The following is a 16,217-nucleotide window of genomic DNA, read 5'->3' as shown; positions in this document are numbered from 1 at the left end:
CTGCTCACTTGGCCCGGCATTTGCATGCCGGGCCACAGCGCGGCTTATTTATCCACGAACGCCCGTTCGACCACGTAGTCGCCCGGCTGACCCACGCCCGGGGACACCGTGAAGCCGCGCTTGTCCAGCATGGCGCTGATGTCGGCCAGCATATGCGGGCTGCCGCAAATCATGGCGCGGTCGGTTTCAGGGTTGATCTGCGGGATGCCGATGTCGGCGCACAACTTGCCGTTTTCCATCAGCTCCGTGATACGCCCCTGGTTGCGGAAAGGTTCGCGGGTAACCGTCGGGTAATAGACGAGCTTTTCGCGCACGATGTCGCCGAAGAACTCGTTGTTCGGCAGTTCCTTTTCGATGAAGTCCGCGTAGGCCAGTTCGCTGACCCAGCGCACGCCGTGCACCAGAATCACTTTGTCGAAGCGTTCGTAGACGTCCGGATCCTTGATGATGCTCATGAAAGGCGCCAGGCCGGTGCCCGTGCCAAACAGGAACAGATGCTTGCCGGGCTTCAGGTCATCGACGACCAGCGTGCCCACGGGCTTGCGGCTGACCAGGATGGTGTCGCCTTCTTTCAGATGCTGCAGTCGCGACGTCAGCGGACCATTCTGCACCTTGATGCTGAGGAACTCGAGGTTCTCTTCGTAGTTGGCGCTGGCGATGCTGTAGGCCCGCAACAGCGGCTTGCCTTCAACTTCCAGACCGATCATCACGAAGTGGCCATTGTGGAACCGCAAGGCCGAGTCACGCGTCGTGGTGAAGGAAAACAGGGTGTCGTTCCAGTGGTGCACGCTTAGTACGCGCTCAGTATTGAAAGCAGCCATGTCGTATTAAGTAGAGGCGGGACAAATGTCGGACCAAAGCCCAGCTTGCGCCGCGAGGTCATTCCGTATCGCATAAAAGACGCGACCGGCATTAGGGTTGACCCTATTCTACAGGGTCTTGATGATAACTGCTCTCATTATTCCGTAATACCCTTATGCCGTATTGATGGGGATCAACGTCTTGAACCATTGGCTTACGGGTAGTTGAACACGGCTTTGCTTCCTGTTATCGTCGCATTCTCAGTTGATAATCATTTTCGTTAGCAGACCGTTTTGAGCGGCGGCACGCCTTTGCGTGCCACGGCTTTTCTCGATGCAGCCCTTGCTGGAGTTCCTTCATGATTAAGCGTCCCCAATTGAATTCGCTGCTACGCGCGCTGGCGCTGGCCGGCGCCGCCGCCTTCACCGTGACCGCCAACGCCGCTGATGAAGTCAGCCTGTACACCACCCGGGAACCCAAGCTCATCCAGCCGCTGCTGGACGCCTTCACCAAGGAAAGCGGAATCAAGGTCAATACCGTCTTCGTCAAGGACGGCCTGCTCGAGCGCGTCAAGGCCGAAGGCGCCAAGTCGCCCGCCGACGTGCTGATGACCGTGGACATCGGCAACCTGCTGGACCTGGTGGACGGCGGAGTTACGCAGTCCGTCAAGTCGCAGACGCTGGAATCCGTCATTCCCGCCAACCTGCGCGGCGCCGATGGCAAGTGGTACGCCCTGTCGCTGCGCGACCGCGTGCTCTACGTGGAAAAGGACCTGAAGCTGGAATCCTTCCGCTACGAAGACCTGGCCGATCCCAAGTGGAAGGGCAAGGTCTGCATCCGCTCGGGCCAGCATCCCTACAATACCGCGCTGGTTGCCTCCATGATTGCGCATGACGGCGCCGAAGCCACCGAAAAATGGCTGCGCGGCGTCAAGGCCAACCTGGCCCGCAAGGCCGCCGGCGGCGACCGCGACGTGGCGCGCGACATCCTGGGCGGCATCTGCGATATCGGCCTGGCCAATGCCTACTACGTCGGCCACATGAAGAATTCCGAACCCGGCACCGACGCGCGCAAGTGGGGCGATGCCATCAAGGTCATCCGCCCGACCTTCGCCAACGCCAAGAGCGGCGGCACGCATGTGAACGTCAGCGGCGCAGCCGTGGCGGCCCACGCGCCGAACAAGGCCAACGCGGTAAAGCTGCTGGACTTCCTGGTGTCCGAACCGGCCCAGGCCCTGTACGCGCAGGCCAACTATGAATACCCCGTCCGCAAGGGCGTGAAGCTGGACCCCGTGATTGCCAGCTTTGGCGAACTCAAGGTCGACCCGCTGCCCCTGACCGAAATCGCCAAGCATCGCAAGCAAGCCAGCGAACTGGTGGACAAGGTCGGTTTCGACAACTGATAAGCCGGTGGATCGCCTTGCCTCCAGGCATGGCGCAAACCATTCGGCAGTGACACGCGCGCTCCGCCACCGGGGCCGCGCGTAGGGCCTGTTCCCTCTTTTTGGGGGGAACAGGCCTTGCCATTGATGCAATCGACTTTGAAGCATGCACACAGATTCCTTGTCCCGGCCGCTGCGTCTGCGCTGGTCTGAACGCGGGGCCGGCTGGCTGGCCGGCGCCGTCCTGATCGCGCTGGCCGTCCTGGCGCCGGTTTTGACGCTGGGCTGGTGGGCGCTGGGCGGCAGCCTGGCCCACTGGCAGCACCTGGCCAGCTACGTGCTGCCGCAGGCCCTGGCGAATACGGCCATGCTGCTGGCCGGCGTGGGCGTGATGGTCACGCTGCTGGGAACCGGCGCCGCGTGGCTGGTGACCGCCTATGACTTCCCCTCGCGCCGCATCCTGACCTGGGCCCTGCTGCTGCCGCTGGCGGTGCCCACCTACATCATCGCCTTCGCCTACCTGGACCTGCTCCACCCCATCGGCCCGATCCAGACGGCGATCCGCGCGCTGCTGGGCTACGACAGTCCCCGCCAGTTCCGCCTGCCCGACCTGCGCTCCATCTATGGCGCGATCTTCGTGCTGGGCTTCGTGCTGTACCCCTATGTCTACCTGAGCACGCGCGTCATGTTCATGACGCAGGCCGCCAGCCTGCTGGAAGCCGCCCGCACCCTGGGCGCCGGCCGCGTCGCGGTGTTCTGCCGGGTCGCCCTGCCCCTGGCGCGCCCCGCCATCGTGGTGGGCGTGAGCCTGGCGCTGCTGGAAACGCTGAACGACATCGGCGCCTCCGAATTCCTGGGCGTGCAAACGCTGACCGTCTCCGTCTACACCACCTGGGTCACGCGCTCGGACCTGGCCGGCGCGGCGCAGATCGCACTGACCATGCTGGCGATCGTCATCGGCCTGATCATGCTGGAGCGCCACGGCCGCAAGCGCCAGCGCTATGCCAACACGCAGCGCATGCGGCCGATGCAGCCGCGCCGGCTGCACGGCGTGGCGGCCGCGTTTGCCGTCGTGCTGGGCTGGATCCCGGTCCTGATCGGATTCATCGCGCCCGCCGTGTATCTGGTCGTGGAAACCTCCAAGCGCCTGCACCTGGTGGGCGGCGTCTCGGACCAGCTGATCAATGGCTTGAGCAACACACTGATCGTGGCGTTCAGCGCCACCATCGTCACCCTGCTTTGCGGCCTGGTGGTCGCCTGGGCGGGCCGCAGTCTGCGCGAGAGCGCCAGCTTCAATCCGGGCCGCGCCTGCGCCCGCATCGCCAGCCTGGGCTACGCGGTGCCCGGCACCGTGCTGGCCATCGGCCTGCTGACGCCTTTCGTCTGGATCGACACCGCGGTCGCCAGGGTGTTCGGCGGAACCGGCCTGTTCATGATGGGTTCGCTGGGCGCGCTGGTATGCGCCTACGCGATCCGCTTCCTTGCAATTTCCACCGGCGCGCTTGAAGCCGGCCTGGCGCGCATTCCGCCTTCGCTGGAACAGGCCTCGCGCCTGTTGGGCGAGACCTCCGGGGGCACGCTGCGCCGCGTCCATCTGCCGCTGCTGCGCCCGGCGCTGGCCGCCAGCGCGCTGCTGGTGTTCGTGGACGCCATGAAAGAACTTCCCGCCACGCTGCTGCTGCGGCCCATGAACTTCGACACGCTGGCCACCTGGCTCTACGCGGAAGCCGCGCGCGGCACGTACGAGGAAGGCGCCGTGGCGGCGCTGGCCATCGTGCTGGCCGGCCTATTGCCCGTCATCCTGCTGGCGCGCACCAATCTGAAAATGGGACATTGATCATCGTGCCCGATCTGTTAGAAATCGACCATATCTCGCTCTCCTACGACACGCCCGCCGGCCTGAAGCCCATCGTGCAGGACTTGACGCTGGGCCTGCCCGTAGGCCACATCGGCTGCCTGCTGGGCGAGTCCGGCTGCGGCAAGACCACGGTGCTGCGCGCCATCGCCGGCTTCGAGCCGGTGCGCGCCGGCCGCATCCTGCTGGACGGCGCCGTCATCTCCTCGCCGACCCAGCAGGTCGCGCCCGAACTGCGGCGCGTGGGCATGATGTTCCAGGACTATGCCTTGTTCCCACACCTGTCGGTTGCCTTGAACGTAGCCTTCGGCTTGCGCAAGCTGGCGCGCGCGGACCGCGCCCGCCGCGTCGAGGAAATGCTGGAGCTGGTGGGCCTGGCGCATGCTGCCAACAGCTATCCGCACGAGATCTCCGGCGGCCAGCAACAGCGCGTGGCGCTGGCGCGCGCCCTGGCGCCCTCGCCCGACCTGCTGCTGCTGGACGAACCGTTCTCCAACCTGGACGTGGACACGCGCGAACGCCTGGCCTTCGAAGTGCGCGACATCCTGAAGACCACGGGCCATACCGCAATCCTGGTCACGCACAACCAGGCCGAGGCCTTCGCCATCGCCGACCGCATCGGCGTGATGTCCAAGGGGCGGATCGCGCAGTGGGACACGCCCTACAACCTGCACCACCACCCCGCCGACGCCTTCGTGCGCGACTTCATTCGCCGCGAGGCGCTGGAAGAGCAGCGCGAGCAGGCGCTCGCGCGCGGCCGCTAGCGCCGCGCGCCGGGGCGGATCAGTCCGCCGACAGCTTGACCTTCTGCGACAGGGCCTTGAAGGCCTCATGCTGGCTTTGGGTCAAGCGCTCCACGTCCTGCGGCGTCGAACCATAGGGCATGAAGCCGGCCTGTTCCAGCTTGCCTTTGACTTCCGGCAGGGCCAAAGCCCATTGGAAGGCCTCGCTCAGCTCGCGGGTGACCTCCGGCGACATGCCCGCGGGTCCATAGACCGCGAACCAGGGATCCACCACGGCGGCTTCGTAGCCCAGCTCAGCCAGCGTCGGCACGTCGGGCAAGGCCGGCGCGCGCTTGCTCCCGGTGACCGCCAGCGCGCGAACCTTGCCGGCCTTGATGTGCGGCAGCGAAGCGGGCAGGTTGTCGAACATCACTGGCAGGTGCCCACCGAGAAGGTCGTTCAGGCCCTGGGCGCTGCCCTTGTAGGGAATGTGCTGCATGCCCGCGCCGGTCAACTGGTCGAACATCACGCCCGCCAGATGCATCGACGTGCCCGTGCCCGGCGTGCCGAAAGCGGTGCCGGGATGTTGCTTGGCGTAGGCCACCAGGTCCTTGACGCTGTCCACCTTCAACGACGGGCCGGTTTCAAGCACCACGGTCGAAGCGCCCAGCATGCTGACGCCCGTGAAATCCTTGGTCGGGTCGAACGGCATCGAGGGGTAGACAAAAGGATTCAGCGCATTCGTGGATATCGCGCCAAAGCCGATGGTATAGCCGTCCGGCGCCGCCTTGGCCACGGCGTCCATGCCGATGTTGCCGCCCGCGCCCGGACGGTTCTCGACAATCACGGGCTGGCCCAGCTTCTCCGCGACTTTCTGGCCGGCCGTGCGTGCGACCAGGTCGGTCGTGCCGCCGGCCGTGTAGGGCACGATGAAGGTGATGGGCTTGGCCGGATATCCGGCCGCCTGCGCCGACGAAGCGCCGTGGATCAACGCAACGACGGCCAGGCCGCGCAGCGCATTCGAGGTATAGCGATGCATAGTGTCTCCATCCCGTTTGTTATCGAGTTCGGGAGGCGCATCATACCGCCGCGCGGCACCCGGCGCCTCCGCCCGGCCCTGCGCCAATTCGGTCGCGCAACAGCCCGGCAATGCCGCCGTCATTCTTGTGGTGATCGCGCAGTTCAAAAGCGACCGAGGCACAGCTCAGTCCGCCAGCTTATCGATCAGAAAGTCCACGAATGCGCGCCCCCTGCGTGCCGCCGGCGTCACGCCAGCGGCATTGGCGGCCCAGGCAACGTGACCAGGGCACTTAGCGGCCCAGCACATCCACGATACGCCGGCCTATGTACTGCCCATGGGTTTCCAGCGCGAAATGGCCCGTGTCCAGCAACTCGACGACGGCATCCGGATTGTCGCGCCGAAAGGCTTGCGCTCCGGGCGGAATGAAAATGGGATCATTCTTCCCCCAGATCGCCAGTGTAGGCAGCCGGGCCCGGCGGAAGAACGCCTGGAACGCCGGATACAGCGTCAGATTGTTGGCGTAGTCCAGGAACAGGTCCAGCTGGATGTCCTTGTTGCCCGGGCGCTCGAGCAAGGCCGCATCCAGCGTGTAGCTCTCCGGCGCCACGCTGTCCGGATTGGCGACGCCCTGCACGTACTGCCACTTCGTGCCCTCCAGGTTGAGCATGCCGTCGTGAATGGCCTGCCGGTTCGCCGGCGAGGGATCCGCCCAGTACGCGCGGATCGGCGCCCAGGCGTCTCCCAACCCTTCAAGATAGGCATTGCCGTTTTGCGACACCAGGCCGGTGACGCGATCGGGATGGGCCAAGGCCAGGCGCAGGCCCGTCGGCGCGCCGTAGTCAAAGAAGTACAGCGCGTAGCGGGTCAACCCAAGCTCGTCCACGAACGCTTCCAGCGACTTGGCCAGGTTGTCGAACGTATAGCGGTAGCCGCGTTCGGCCGGCACTTGCGTGTAGCCGAAGCCGGGCAGATCGGGAGCAATCACGCGGAAATGACTGGCCAGCTGGGGAATCAGGTTGCGGAACTGATGCGAAGAGCTGGGAAAGCCATGCAGCAGCAGCAGCACCGGCGCCTGCGGATCTCCTGCCTCGCGGTAGAAGAAACGCAGCCCGTCGGCATGCGCGTGGCGATAGTGGATGGTGGTGTCGGCTTGGGGGGTCATGGCGATCTCCGAGGTGCGGGCTTGCGGTAAACAGCGGGTGTCGAAGCTTCAAGGCACAGTCTACGCATTTTGAGTAACCTGTCAACAGCATTTTTACGGGTTACTACGAATCCCATCGCCAACAAAAAGCCCGGCAGTCGCCGGGCTGGAACAAGCAATACGGAAAAGCGCGCCTCAGGACGCAGCGCCCTGCGCCTCGCGTTGACGGAACGCCGCCACTTTATGGCGATTGCCGCACAAGGCCATGCTGCACCAGCGCCGCCGATGGGAACGGGTGCGGTCGTAGAACCAGAGCGAGCAGGTCTCGCTTTCGCACTTGCGCACCAGGCCGAAATCGCCATGGGCCAGGAGGTCGGCGGCCGCCTCCGCCGCAGGCAGCAGCCATTGCGCCGCAGTCTGCGATGGATAGTGGCGCGCCAGCTCCAGCCCCCCGTCCTTCGTGACGGTCAGCGCCAGATGGCTGCCGCCCGCCGCCAGCGCGCGGTTCAGCGCGGTGAGCTTGAGCGGAACGCCCGCCTTGCGCTGCGTCACCAGCGTACGCACCGTCTCACGCAGATCACGCGCGGCTTCAAGCAGGCCGTCCGGCGCGGTGGTCTGCCCGGGCGCCAGCCCGGACAACGCGAGCCAGGCTTGCACATCCGCATCAGACTGCCACCGGTCCAGCGGACCGGCGTCACCCTGCTCGACGGTGTTGATCATGTCCAGGGCGATGTGATCGCCCAGTTGCCTGAAATCGGGTGCTTGAGTCGTGTGCATGTGGCCTCCGACGACAGTGTAACCTTCAAAATTAACCAATAAAAGTTACCTCCACAATTGCAGGACGGAAACTCGGATCAGACTCGCGGTTCCGGCAGCGGGATGTACTCGGTCTCGTCACCCGGCACGATCTGGTCGAAGCGGGTGCGCTGCCAGTCCTGCTTGGCCTGCTCGATGCGATCCTTGCTGCTGGACACGAAGTTCCACCAGACAAAGCGCGGCCCATCCAGCGGCTCGCCGCCCAGCACCGCGAAGCGCGCGGCGGTCTTGGCGCGGATCTGCACGGGCTTGCCCGGCGCGAACACGACCAGGCGTCCGCTTTCATAGACCTGGCCGTCGATCTCGACGGTGCCCAGTGCCAGGTAGGCGGCGCGCTCCTCGTGTTCGGCCGGCAGCACCGTGGTGGCGCCCGCCTGCAATTGCAGGTCACCGTAGAACAGGGGCGACAGCGTCTTGACCGAAGAAGTCTTGCCAAACAGCGAACCCGCCACCACCTGGGCGCGCACGCCCTCGCCTTCGACCACCGGCTGCGCGTCCAGCCCGTAATGCGTAAAGCCGGGATCGGTCTCCTCGTGGGCCTTGGGCAGACCCACCCAGATCTGCAGTCCACAGAGGCGCTGCGGGGCCAGGCGGCTTTCCGGCGAGGAACGCTCGGAATGCACGATGCCCCTGCCCGCCGTCATCCAGTTCACTTCGCCCGGCAGGATGGTCTGCGTATGGCCCGCGCCGTCGCGATGGACCATGGATCCCTCGTACAGGTAGGTGACCGTGGACAGGCCGATATGCGGGTGCGGGCGCACGTCTATGCCGGAACCCGCATCGAACTCGACAGGCCCCATGTGATCAAGAAAGACGAAGGGACCGACGGTGCGGCGCTGCGCGGACGGGATGGCGCGCCGGACGGAAAAACCGCCCAGGTCGCTGCTGCGCGGCACCACAACGGTTTCAATCTGGCTTTCGCCTGCTTCGGACAAGGTCGACATGGTGGAGTGCTCCGCATGAATAGGCCAAAGGCCATCTTAAGGCCTCGCGGCCTGCATAAAGTGAAGCCGGGCGGATATCGCGATCCGCCCGGCGGGTGGCATCAGGCTAGGTCAAACACCAGCACTTCGGCGTTCTTGCCGCCGGACAGCTCGACACGGGTTTCATCCGTGAGGGCCGCGGCGTCGCCGGCGGCCAGTTCCGCGCCGTTCACGGTCAGGCTGCCCCGGGCCACGTGGACCCAGGCGCGGCGTCCGGGAGCCAGCGTCAGCGCTGCCGATTCATCGCCATCGAACAGGCCGGCGTACAGGCGGGCGTCCTGATGGATCTTCATCGACCCGTCAATGCCGTCGGCCGACACCAGGGCTTGCAGGCGGCCGCGCTTTTGCGCATCGCTGAAACCGCGCTCTTCGTACTCCGGCGCAATCCCGGTGACGTCCGGCTCGATCCAGATCTGCAGCATGTGCGTTTCGGTATCGGGCAGCGGATTGAACTCGGAGTGCATCACGCCGCGGCCGGCGCTCATACGCTGCACGTTGCCCGGCTGGATGGTCGAACCGCTGCCCATGCTGTCCTTGTGCGCAATCGCGCCGTTCAGCACATAGGTGATGATCTCCATGTCCCGGTGCCCGTGGGTGCCGAAGCCGCGCCCGGCGGCGATGCGGTCGTCATTGATCACGCGCAGCGCGCCAAAGCCCATGTGAGCCGGGTCGTAGTAGTTGGCGAAGGAAAAGGTGTGAAACGAATCGAGCCATCCATGGTTGGCGTGGCCCCGTTCGGCAGCGCGGCGGATCGTAAGCATTGTGGACTCCTGTTTCGATAATATGAACGATTAGGGGGTGCAGGATGGTTCGGCGTTTCTGCCCGGAAGATTTCGCTGCAACCCCGGCATGAGTGATATTCTGCGCGTGCCCGGGCCTGGTTTTGGCGCTATATTTTGACGAAACCATTCAAATTTTTTGAACAACTACTTTCCCGCCCCCCCCCATGCAGCCCATCACCCCTGAATTGCTCATCCTGGTCGACGCGATCGCGCGTCACGGCAGCTTCGCCAAGGCCGCGCGCGAGCTGGGCAAGGTGCCGTCCGCCGTCACCTACTCCATCCGCAAGCTGGAAGACGGGCTGGACGTGCTGCTGTTCGACCGGTCCGGGCACCGGGCGCTGTTGACGCCGGCCGGCGTTGCCCTGCTCAAGGACGGCCGCCATGTCCTGCAGTCGCTGGATGACCTGGCCTGCCGCGTCAAGCGCATCGCCACGGGCTGGGAGGTGGAACTGCGCATAGCCGTCAGCGCCGTGCTGCCGTGGCGGCCGCTATACGACCTGATCAACGAATTCCACGCCGTGGCCAGCGCCACCACGCTGCGCTTTTCCAGCGAGGTCCTGAGCGGCAACTGGGACGCGCTGACTTCCGGGCGCGCGGATCTGGTGATCGGCGCGGGCGCCGCGGGCGAGCCGACCGGCCCCTACCGCTCCCAGGCTATCGGCATGATGCAGTTCGCCTTTTGCGTGGCGGCCCACCATCCGCTGGCGTCATTGCCGCAGCCCCTGAGCCGCGCGGACATCACCCGTTATTGCGCCGTGGTGGTGGCGGACACGTCGCGCAACCTGCCGCCGCAATCGCGCGGCATCCTGGCCGACCAACCCACGCTGGTGATGCCGACGATGCAGGCCAAGGTCGAGGCGCAGGTGCGGGGCCTGGGCTGCGGCTATCTGCCGCTGACATTGGCCGCGCCCTACCTGACGCAGGGCCTGCTGGTGGTGTGCGAAACGGATGAAGGCATGTCCCTGACGGAACACGTGGCTTACGCCTGGCGGGCGGAGCCGCCGGGCGAAGCCTTGAAGTGGTGGCTGCAGAAGCTGAAGTCGCCGCGGCTGTGCGAAAGCCTGCTGGGGCTGGAAGGCAGCGCCACGGGTGTCTGACACCGGGGTGCCAGACACCAGGTCTCACTCGTCCTCGATGCCCAGTTCACGCAGCTTGCGCGTGATGGTGTTGCGGCCGATTCCCAGGCGCGAGGCCGCTTCCACCCGGCGGCCGCGGCTGGCGTCCAGCGCGCTTTGCAGCAGGATCTTCTCGAACTGGCGCGTGAGCGTGGCCATCACGGCGGGTTCGCCGCGTTCCAGCCGGTATTGCGCATCGCGCAGCAGCGAATCCTGCCAGTTGCGCGGCGCGCCTTCGTCCGCGACGTTGGCGGCGACGGCGGCGGAAGACTGCACCACGGTGCCGATGCCGGCCATCGGAGCCGCCGGACGCGGCGGCGCGGATCCCGTCAGCTGCTGATGTTCCATGGCCCGGATTTCGGGCGGCAGATCGCCCCGGTCCACCGTTTGCCCCGGCGCCATCACGGTCAGCCAGTGGCAGAAATTCTCAAGCTGGCGGACGTTGCCCGGAAAGTCGAACTTGGTCAGCACGGCCAGGGCTTCCGGCGTCAGCCGCTTGACCGGCACGCCCAATGTGCGCGCGCTGGCGGTCAGGAAATGCTGGGCCAGGGCCGGGATATCCTCCACGCGCTCGCGCAGCGGCGGCAGACGCAGCCGGATCACGTTCAGGCGATGGAACAAGTCTTCCCGGAACAGGCCTTGCTCGACTCGCTGCTCCAGCGGCTGATGGGTGGCCGCCACGATGCGCACGTCCACGCGCACGGGCTGCGCGCCCCCGACGCGGTAGAAACTGCCTTCGGCCAGCACGCGCAACAGGCGCGTCTGCAGTTCGATCGGCATGTCGCCGATTTCGTCCAGGAACAAGGTCCCGCCGTGGGCTTCCTCGAAACGGCCACGGCGCAGGTTGTTTGCCCCGGTAAAGGCGCCCCGCTCATGGCCGAACAGCTCGGCTTCCAGCAGGTCGCGCGGAATGGCCGCGGCGTTCAGCGCCACGAAGGGGCCGCTGGCGCGCACGCCGTGTCCATGCAGCGCGCGGGCCACCAGTTCCTTGCCGGTGCCGGATTCGCCCGTGATCAGGACGGTGACCTTGGACTGCGCCAGCCGGCCGATGGCGCGAAAGACTTCCTGCATGGCGGTGGACGACGATTGCGTCATCATCCAGCGCTCGTTGTTCTGCGCCGCGTCGCCCTGCCCTTCGGGGCTTTCCGGCTGGTTGGACTCCTGCATGGCGCGCTGGATCAGCGCGACCGCCTCATTCACGTCGAACGGCTTGGCCAGATAGTCGAAAGCGCCGCCCTGGAACGCGGACACGGTGCTGTCCAGGTCGGCAAACGCGGTCATCACGATGACCGGCAAGCCGGGGTGGCGCTCCTTGAGCTGGCGCAACAGCTCAAGGCCGTTGCCGCCGGGCATGCGGATATCGGACACCAATGCCACCGGCGTGTCGCGCGAAAGCGCTTCCAGCACATCGGCCGATTGGGAGAAACTGCGGGTGGGGACGCCAGCGCGCGCCAGGGCCTTTTCGAGGACCCAGCGGATGGCCTGGTCGTCGTCGACGATCCATACGGGTTTCATCAGTGTGCGGGCTCCATCGGTAGGACCAGGCGAAACTCGGTGCGCCCCGGTCGGGATTCAAATTCGATGATGCCGCCGTGCTGTTGCACGAAGTCCTGCGCCAGGCTCAAGCCCAGGCCGGTGCCGCCAGCCCTGGCCGTGACCAGCGGGTGGAAGATGCGGTCGCGGATGTGGTCCGGCACGCCCGGACCGTTGTCGATGATGGACAGCACCAGCGCCAGGCGGTGCTGCCTGTGCGCCAGCATGACCTGCCGGGCGACGCGGGTGCGCAAGGTCACCACGCCGGATTCCGTGCGCGGCCCCTGCGGCCGGGCGACCAGTTCCTGCGCGGCGTTGCGCGCCACATTCAGGACGGCCTGCATCAGACGGGCGGCGTCGCCCTTCAGGTCGGGAACCGAGGCGTCGTAGTCCCGCAGGATCGTGACGTCGTTGCGGAACTCGGCCTGGATCAGCGCGCAGACGCGCTCGCAGATTTCGTGGATATTCACCGGCCGCGCGTTCAGCGGCACACGTTGCGGGCCGCTCAGGCGGTCCACCAGCGCCTGCAGGCGGTCGGCTTCGGAAATGATGACCTGGGTGTACTCGGCCAGCGCCGCGCTCGGCAGCTCGGCTTCCAGCAATTGGGCGGCGCCCCGCAAGCCGCCCAGGGGATTCTTCACTTCATGCGCAAGATTGCGCAGCAATTCTCTATGGGCTTCGATCTCATCCACCAGCCGGTGGTTGCGATCGGCCAGGACGCGCTGCTCGATTTCGCGCGTCTCTATCAGCACCGGCCAGCGCTGGCCGGTCAGGCCTACGGTCGTCACGGCGACTTCCACGGATTCGGCGGCGCGGCGCAACGAGGCCAATTGCCTCACGTCGGCATACCGTCCGGCCGCGGCGCGGTCGATCGATGACTGGATGTTTTCCGGATGGTCGAACAGCGTGGCGGCGGAGTGCCCGCTCAGTTGCTTGCGCGAGCGGCCGAACAGGTCCTCGGCGGCTGCGTTGGCATATTCGATGTGGCCGCGCTCGTTGACCAGGAAAACGGACGTGGCAAGAAGATCGAGAGCTTCTACATTCATATTTCAGCGTACCCGAATGGACAGGGGGAAAGCGGAACGCGTCCGCGACGGCGGCGCCGGAACCCGGCGCCCTGCCCGCCGGGCGCGATGCCTGGCGGGCAATTCGTCGAGCCGCGACCTGGTGGTGCGCGTGGTGTGGGCCCTGGTTTCTGCCTACATCATCGCGCTCCCCCCAGCCACAGCCTCAAACAATCAGAGGCTGTAGTACATGTCGAATTCGACCGGGTGCGTCGTCATGCGCAGACGATTCACATCGCCCATCTTCAGGTCGATGTAGGCGTTGAGCATGTCGTTGCTGAACACGCCACCGCGGGTCAGGAACTCGCGATCCTGGTCCAGGGCTTCCAGCGCCTGCTCCAGCGAGGAGCACACGGTCGGGATCTTGGCGTCTTCTTCCGGCGGCAGGTCGTACAGGTTCTTGTCGGCGGGATCGCCGGGGTGAATCTTGTTCTGCACGCCGTCCAGGCCGGCCATCATCAGGGCCGAGAACGCCAGGTACGGGTTGGCCAGGGGGTCCGGGAAACGCGCTTCGACGCGGCGGCCCTTCGGGTTGCCCACGTACGGGATGCGGATCGAAGCCGAACGGTTGCGGGCCGAGTAGGCCAGCTTGACCGGTGCTTCATAGTGCGGGACCAGGCGCTTGTACGAGTTGGTGCCCGGGTTGGTGATGGCGTTCAGGGCACGAGCGTGCTTGATGATGCCGCCGATGTAGTACAGGGCGAATTCGGACAGGCCGGCGTAGCCGTTGCCCGCGAACAGGTTCTGGCCATCCTTCCAGATGGATTGGTGCACGTGCATGCCGGAACCGTTGTCGCCAACGATGGGCTTGGGCATGAACGTGGCGGTCTTGCCGTAGGCGTGGGCCACGTTGTGCACGACGTACTTGACGATCTGCGTCCAATCGGCGCGCTGGACCAGCGTGCTGAACTTGGTGCCGATTTCCAGCTGGCCCGGAGCGGCCACTTCATGGTGGTGCACTTCGACCGGCACGCCCATTTGTTCCATCAGCAGGCACATTTCCGAACGCATGTCCTGGAACGAGTCGACCGGCGGAACGGGGAAGTAGCCGCCCTTGACGCCCGGACGATGGCCGGTGTTGCCGCCTTCGAATTCCAGGCCCGAGGACCAGGGAGCTTCTTCGGACTTGATCTTGACGAAGGTGCCCGACATGTCGGTGTTCCAGGTCACGCCGTCGAACACGAAGAATTCGGGTTCCGGACCAAAGTAGGCGGTGTCGCCCAGGCCGGAGGACTTCAGGTAGGCTTCGGCGCGCTTGGCCAACGAGCGCGGGTCGCGGTCATAGCCCTTCAGGTCCGAAGGCTCGACGACGTCGCACGACAGAATCAGGGTCGGCTCTTCGCGGAACGGGTCCAGATTGGCGGTCGCGCAGTCGGGGATGAGCAGCATGTCGGAGGCTTCGATGCCCTTCCAGCCCGGGATCGACGAACCGTCGAAGGCCTGCCCGCTTTCCAGCTTGTCTTCATCGATCGCGGTGGTGGGCACGGAAACGTGGTGCTCACGGCCAACCGTATCGGTAAAGCGGAAATCCACGAATTTCACTTCGTTATCGGCGATCTGTTTCAGGACGTCTTTCGGGCTTGCCATGTCATCTCCATTAGATAAAAGGGTCGAGGGCTGTGCCCGTCGACTGGCATAAAAGAGGGAAGCAATAAGCGTGCCAGGTTTTACCCCCGGGATTCCCCGAGGAAGGCAGCGCGGTCACGGAAAAATGTAGCACCATAATGGTGCAAAAGGTGGGGCACGGCCGCCCCAACTTGGTGCTGAAACGCTACAGGAACATTTCCTGCAGGTCATTGAGGAATCTCCACCCCAAGGGCGTCGCCCGCAAGCGGGTGGGATCGGCGTCCAGCAAGCCCCGTTTCGAGGCTGCCTCCAATTGGTGCGCAATGACGGCCAGCGACAAACCGGTGCGCTCATTGAAAGCCGTGGCGGCCACGCCGTCCTTGAGCCTCAGGGCATTGAGCATGAACTCGAAAGGCAACTCGTCCGGGCCGACCTGCCGGCTTTCGGCGATGTGGCTGCCGTCGCGCGCCATGGCGGCCTGCATCCACGAATCGGGACTGCGCAGGCGGGCCTCGCGCACGATGCGGTCGTGGAACGACAACTTGCCGTGCGCCCCGGGGCCGATCCCCAGGTAGTCGCCGAATTCCCAGTAGTTCTGATTGTGGCGGCAGCGGGCGCCGCGCTTGGCGTAGGCCGACACCTCATAGCGGGCCAGACCGGCCGCGGCCAGCTCGGATTCCACCGCGTCCTGCATGGCCGCGCTGGTGTCGTCGTCCGGCAGGTCCTCGGGCGGGAACTTGGCGAAGACGGTGTTGGGCTCCATGGTCAGGTGATACAGCGACAGGTGCTCGGTGCCGAAGGACACCGCCTGGCGCAGATCGTCCAGACAGGCGTCCAGCGTCTGCCCCGGCAGGGCGAACATCATGTCCAGGTTCACGCGCGACGCGGCGCGCTGCGCCATGTCGATCGCCGCGCGGGCCTGGGCGGAATCATGGATGCGGCCCAGCTTCTTCAACTGCGCATCGTCGAAGCTCTGGATGCCCAGCGAGAACCGCGTAACGCCGCTGGCGGCGTAGTCGCGAAAGCGGCTGGCTTCGGCGGTGCCAGGGTTGGCTTCCATGGTGATCTCGGCGTCCGGCCAGACATTCAGACAGGCGCGCAACATGGCCAGCAGCTCGTCCAGCCCGGCTGAAGACAGCAGGCTGGGCGTGCCGCCGCCGATGAAGACGGACACCACCTGCCGGCCCCAGATCGACGGCAGCGCCTGCTCGAGGTCGCTGCGCAGGGCATCGAGATAGGCGCGCTCGGGGATCTCACCGGGCGCGGCGTGGGAATTGAAGTCGCAATAGGGACACTTGCGCACGCACCAGGGCACGTGGACGTAGACCGACAGCGGCGGCAGGCTGGTGAGCGTGGCGCCCGCCGGCACGATCAGGCGCGACGGCGATGCGCCCATGTCGTTGCGGATGGGAATGGTGATGGACATGCGAAATTCCT

General features: G+C 65.6%; 14 protein-coding genes. 4 read left to right on the top strand and 10 right to left on the bottom strand.

Features of this window, described 5'->3' with window-relative positions; genetic code table 11:
* Nucleotides 1-44: 44 nt before the first annotated feature.
* Nucleotides 45-821: a ferredoxin--NADP reductase gene (locus tag HLG70_RS06265; protein WP_171663437.1), complete on the bottom strand. Its 777-nt coding sequence runs from the start codon at nt 819-821 to the stop codon at nt 45-47.
* A gap of 338 nt (nt 822-1,159) precedes the next feature.
* Between HLG70_RS06265 and HLG70_RS06260 the strand changes: the two genes are divergently transcribed.
* From HLG70_RS06260 to HLG70_RS06250, 3 genes are all read left to right on the top strand, one after another.
* Complete coding sequence (locus HLG70_RS06260; RefSeq protein WP_171663438.1) at nt 1,160-2,203, top strand: Fe(3+) ABC transporter substrate-binding protein; 1,044 nt, start codon at nt 1,160-1,162, stop codon at nt 2,201-2,203.
* A gap of 145 nt (nt 2,204-2,348) precedes the next feature.
* Nucleotides 2,349-4,019, top strand: a complete 1,671-nt coding sequence (locus HLG70_RS06255) for an ABC transporter permease (RefSeq protein ID WP_171663439.1) — start codon at nt 2,349-2,351, stop codon at nt 4,017-4,019.
* A gap of 5 nt (nt 4,020-4,024) precedes the next feature.
* Nucleotides 4,025-4,801 (top strand): ABC transporter ATP-binding protein, encoded by a 777-nt coding sequence (locus tag HLG70_RS06250; protein ID WP_171663440.1) that lies wholly within the window; start codon nt 4,025-4,027, stop codon nt 4,799-4,801.
* Nucleotides 4,802-4,820: 19 nt separating this feature from the next.
* Here HLG70_RS06250 and HLG70_RS06245 read toward each other — a convergent pair whose 3' ends face one another.
* The 5 genes from HLG70_RS06245 to HLG70_RS06225 all read right to left on the bottom strand — a co-directional run bounded on the left by HLG70_RS06245 (nt 4,821) and on the right by HLG70_RS06225 (nt 9,481).
* A complete protein-coding gene (locus tag HLG70_RS06245; RefSeq protein WP_171663441.1) occupies nt 4,821-5,798 on the bottom strand; it encodes a Bug family tripartite tricarboxylate transporter substrate binding protein in 978 nt (325 codons plus the stop codon).
* A 271-nt stretch (nt 5,799-6,069) separates the two neighbouring features.
* Nucleotides 6,070-6,942, bottom strand: a complete 873-nt coding sequence (locus HLG70_RS06240; RefSeq protein WP_171663442.1) for an alpha/beta fold hydrolase — start codon at nt 6,940-6,942, stop codon at nt 6,070-6,072.
* Between the two features lie 174 nt (nt 6,943-7,116).
* Nucleotides 7,117-7,698: a CGNR zinc finger domain-containing protein gene (locus tag HLG70_RS06235; RefSeq protein ID WP_171663443.1), complete on the bottom strand. Its 582-nt coding sequence runs from the start codon at nt 7,696-7,698 to the stop codon at nt 7,117-7,119.
* 77 nt (nt 7,699-7,775) lie between these two features.
* Complete coding sequence (locus HLG70_RS06230) at nt 7,776-8,681, bottom strand: pirin family protein (protein ID WP_171663444.1); 906 nt, start codon at nt 8,679-8,681, stop codon at nt 7,776-7,778.
* A 101-nt stretch (nt 8,682-8,782) separates the two neighbouring features.
* Nucleotides 8,783-9,481: a pirin family protein gene (locus tag HLG70_RS06225; protein WP_171663445.1), complete on the bottom strand. Its 699-nt coding sequence runs from the start codon at nt 9,479-9,481 to the stop codon at nt 8,783-8,785.
* Between the two features lie 185 nt (nt 9,482-9,666).
* On the opposite strand from HLG70_RS06225, the gene HLG70_RS06220 reads away from it, so the two are divergent.
* Nucleotides 9,667-10,599, top strand: coding sequence for a LysR family transcriptional regulator (locus tag HLG70_RS06220; RefSeq protein ID WP_171663446.1), 933 nt, complete (start codon nt 9,667-9,669; stop codon nt 10,597-10,599).
* Between the two features lie 24 nt (nt 10,600-10,623).
* On the opposite strand, the gene ntrC is transcribed toward HLG70_RS06220, so the two are convergent.
* The 4 genes from ntrC to hemW all read right to left on the bottom strand — a co-directional run bounded on the left by ntrC (nt 10,624) and on the right by hemW (nt 16,206).
* The gene (gene ntrC, locus HLG70_RS06215) at nt 10,624-12,132 is read right to left on the bottom strand and encodes a nitrogen regulation protein NR(I) (protein ID WP_171663447.1); all 1,509 of its coding nucleotides are present in this window, start codon (nt 12,130-12,132) and stop codon (nt 10,624-10,626) included.
* Entirely contained in the window at nt 12,132-13,196 is a 1,065-nt protein-coding gene (gene glnL, locus HLG70_RS06210; protein ID WP_171663448.1) for a nitrogen regulation protein NR(II), read from the bottom strand. The genes ntrC and glnL overlap by 1 nt, the downstream gene beginning before the upstream one ends.
* Nucleotides 13,197-13,388: 192 nt before the next feature.
* The gene (gene glnA / locus HLG70_RS06205) at nt 13,389-14,801 is read right to left on the bottom strand and encodes a type I glutamate--ammonia ligase (protein ID WP_171663449.1); all 1,413 of its coding nucleotides are present in this window, start codon (nt 14,799-14,801) and stop codon (nt 13,389-13,391) included.
* A gap of 184 nt (nt 14,802-14,985) precedes the next feature.
* Nucleotides 14,986-16,206: a radical SAM family heme chaperone HemW gene (gene hemW / locus HLG70_RS06200; protein ID WP_171663450.1), complete on the bottom strand. Its 1,221-nt coding sequence runs from the start codon at nt 16,204-16,206 to the stop codon at nt 14,986-14,988.
* Between the last annotated feature and the right edge of the window lie 11 nt (nt 16,207-16,217).

Source organism: Achromobacter deleyi (genome assembly GCF_013116765.2).
Classification (GTDB): Bacteria; Pseudomonadota; Gammaproteobacteria; order Burkholderiales; family Burkholderiaceae_B; genus Achromobacter; species Achromobacter deleyi_A.
This window is presented reverse-complemented; position numbering and strand designations above follow the sequence as displayed.

Bases quoted from the DNA above. Each gene is read 5' to 3' on its own strand.
- HLG70_RS06260 (WP_171663438.1), top strand. From the start codon at position 1,160: ATGATTAAGCGTCCCCAATTGAATTCGCTGCTACGCGCGCTGGCGCTG.
- HLG70_RS06255 (WP_171663439.1), top strand. From the start codon at position 2,349: ATGCACACAGATTCCTTGTCCCGGCCGCTGCGTCTGCGCTGGTCTGAA.
- HLG70_RS06235 (WP_171663443.1), bottom strand. From the start codon at position 7,698: ATGCACACGACTCAAGCACCCGATTTCAGGCAACTGGGCGATCACATC.
- HLG70_RS06240 (WP_171663442.1), bottom strand. From the start codon at position 6,942: ATGACCCCCCAAGCCGACACCACCATCCACTATCGCCACGCGCATGCC.
- HLG70_RS06230 (WP_171663444.1), bottom strand. From the start codon at position 8,681: ATGTCGACCTTGTCCGAAGCAGGCGAAAGCCAGATTGAAACCGTTGTG.
- glnA (WP_171663449.1), bottom strand. From the start codon at position 14,801: ATGGCAAGCCCGAAAGACGTCCTGAAACAGATCGCCGATAACGAAGTG.
- glnL (WP_171663448.1), bottom strand. From the start codon at position 13,196: ATGAATGTAGAAGCTCTCGATCTTCTTGCCACGTCCGTTTTCCTGGTC.
- HLG70_RS06245 (WP_171663441.1), bottom strand. From the start codon at position 5,798: ATGCATCGCTATACCTCGAATGCGCTGCGCGGCCTGGCCGTCGTTGCG.
- HLG70_RS06265 (WP_171663437.1), bottom strand. From the start codon at position 821: ATGGCTGCTTTCAATACTGAGCGCGTACTAAGCGTGCACCACTGGAAC.
- hemW (WP_171663450.1), bottom strand. From the start codon at position 16,206: ATGTCCATCACCATTCCCATCCGCAACGACATGGGCGCATCGCCGTCG.
- ntrC (WP_171663447.1), bottom strand. From the start codon at position 12,132: ATGAAACCCGTATGGATCGTCGACGACGACCAGGCCATCCGCTGGGTC.
- HLG70_RS06225 (WP_171663445.1), bottom strand. From the start codon at position 9,481: ATGCTTACGATCCGCCGCGCTGCCGAACGGGGCCACGCCAACCATGGA.
- HLG70_RS06220 (WP_171663446.1), top strand. From the start codon at position 9,667: ATGCAGCCCATCACCCCTGAATTGCTCATCCTGGTCGACGCGATCGCG.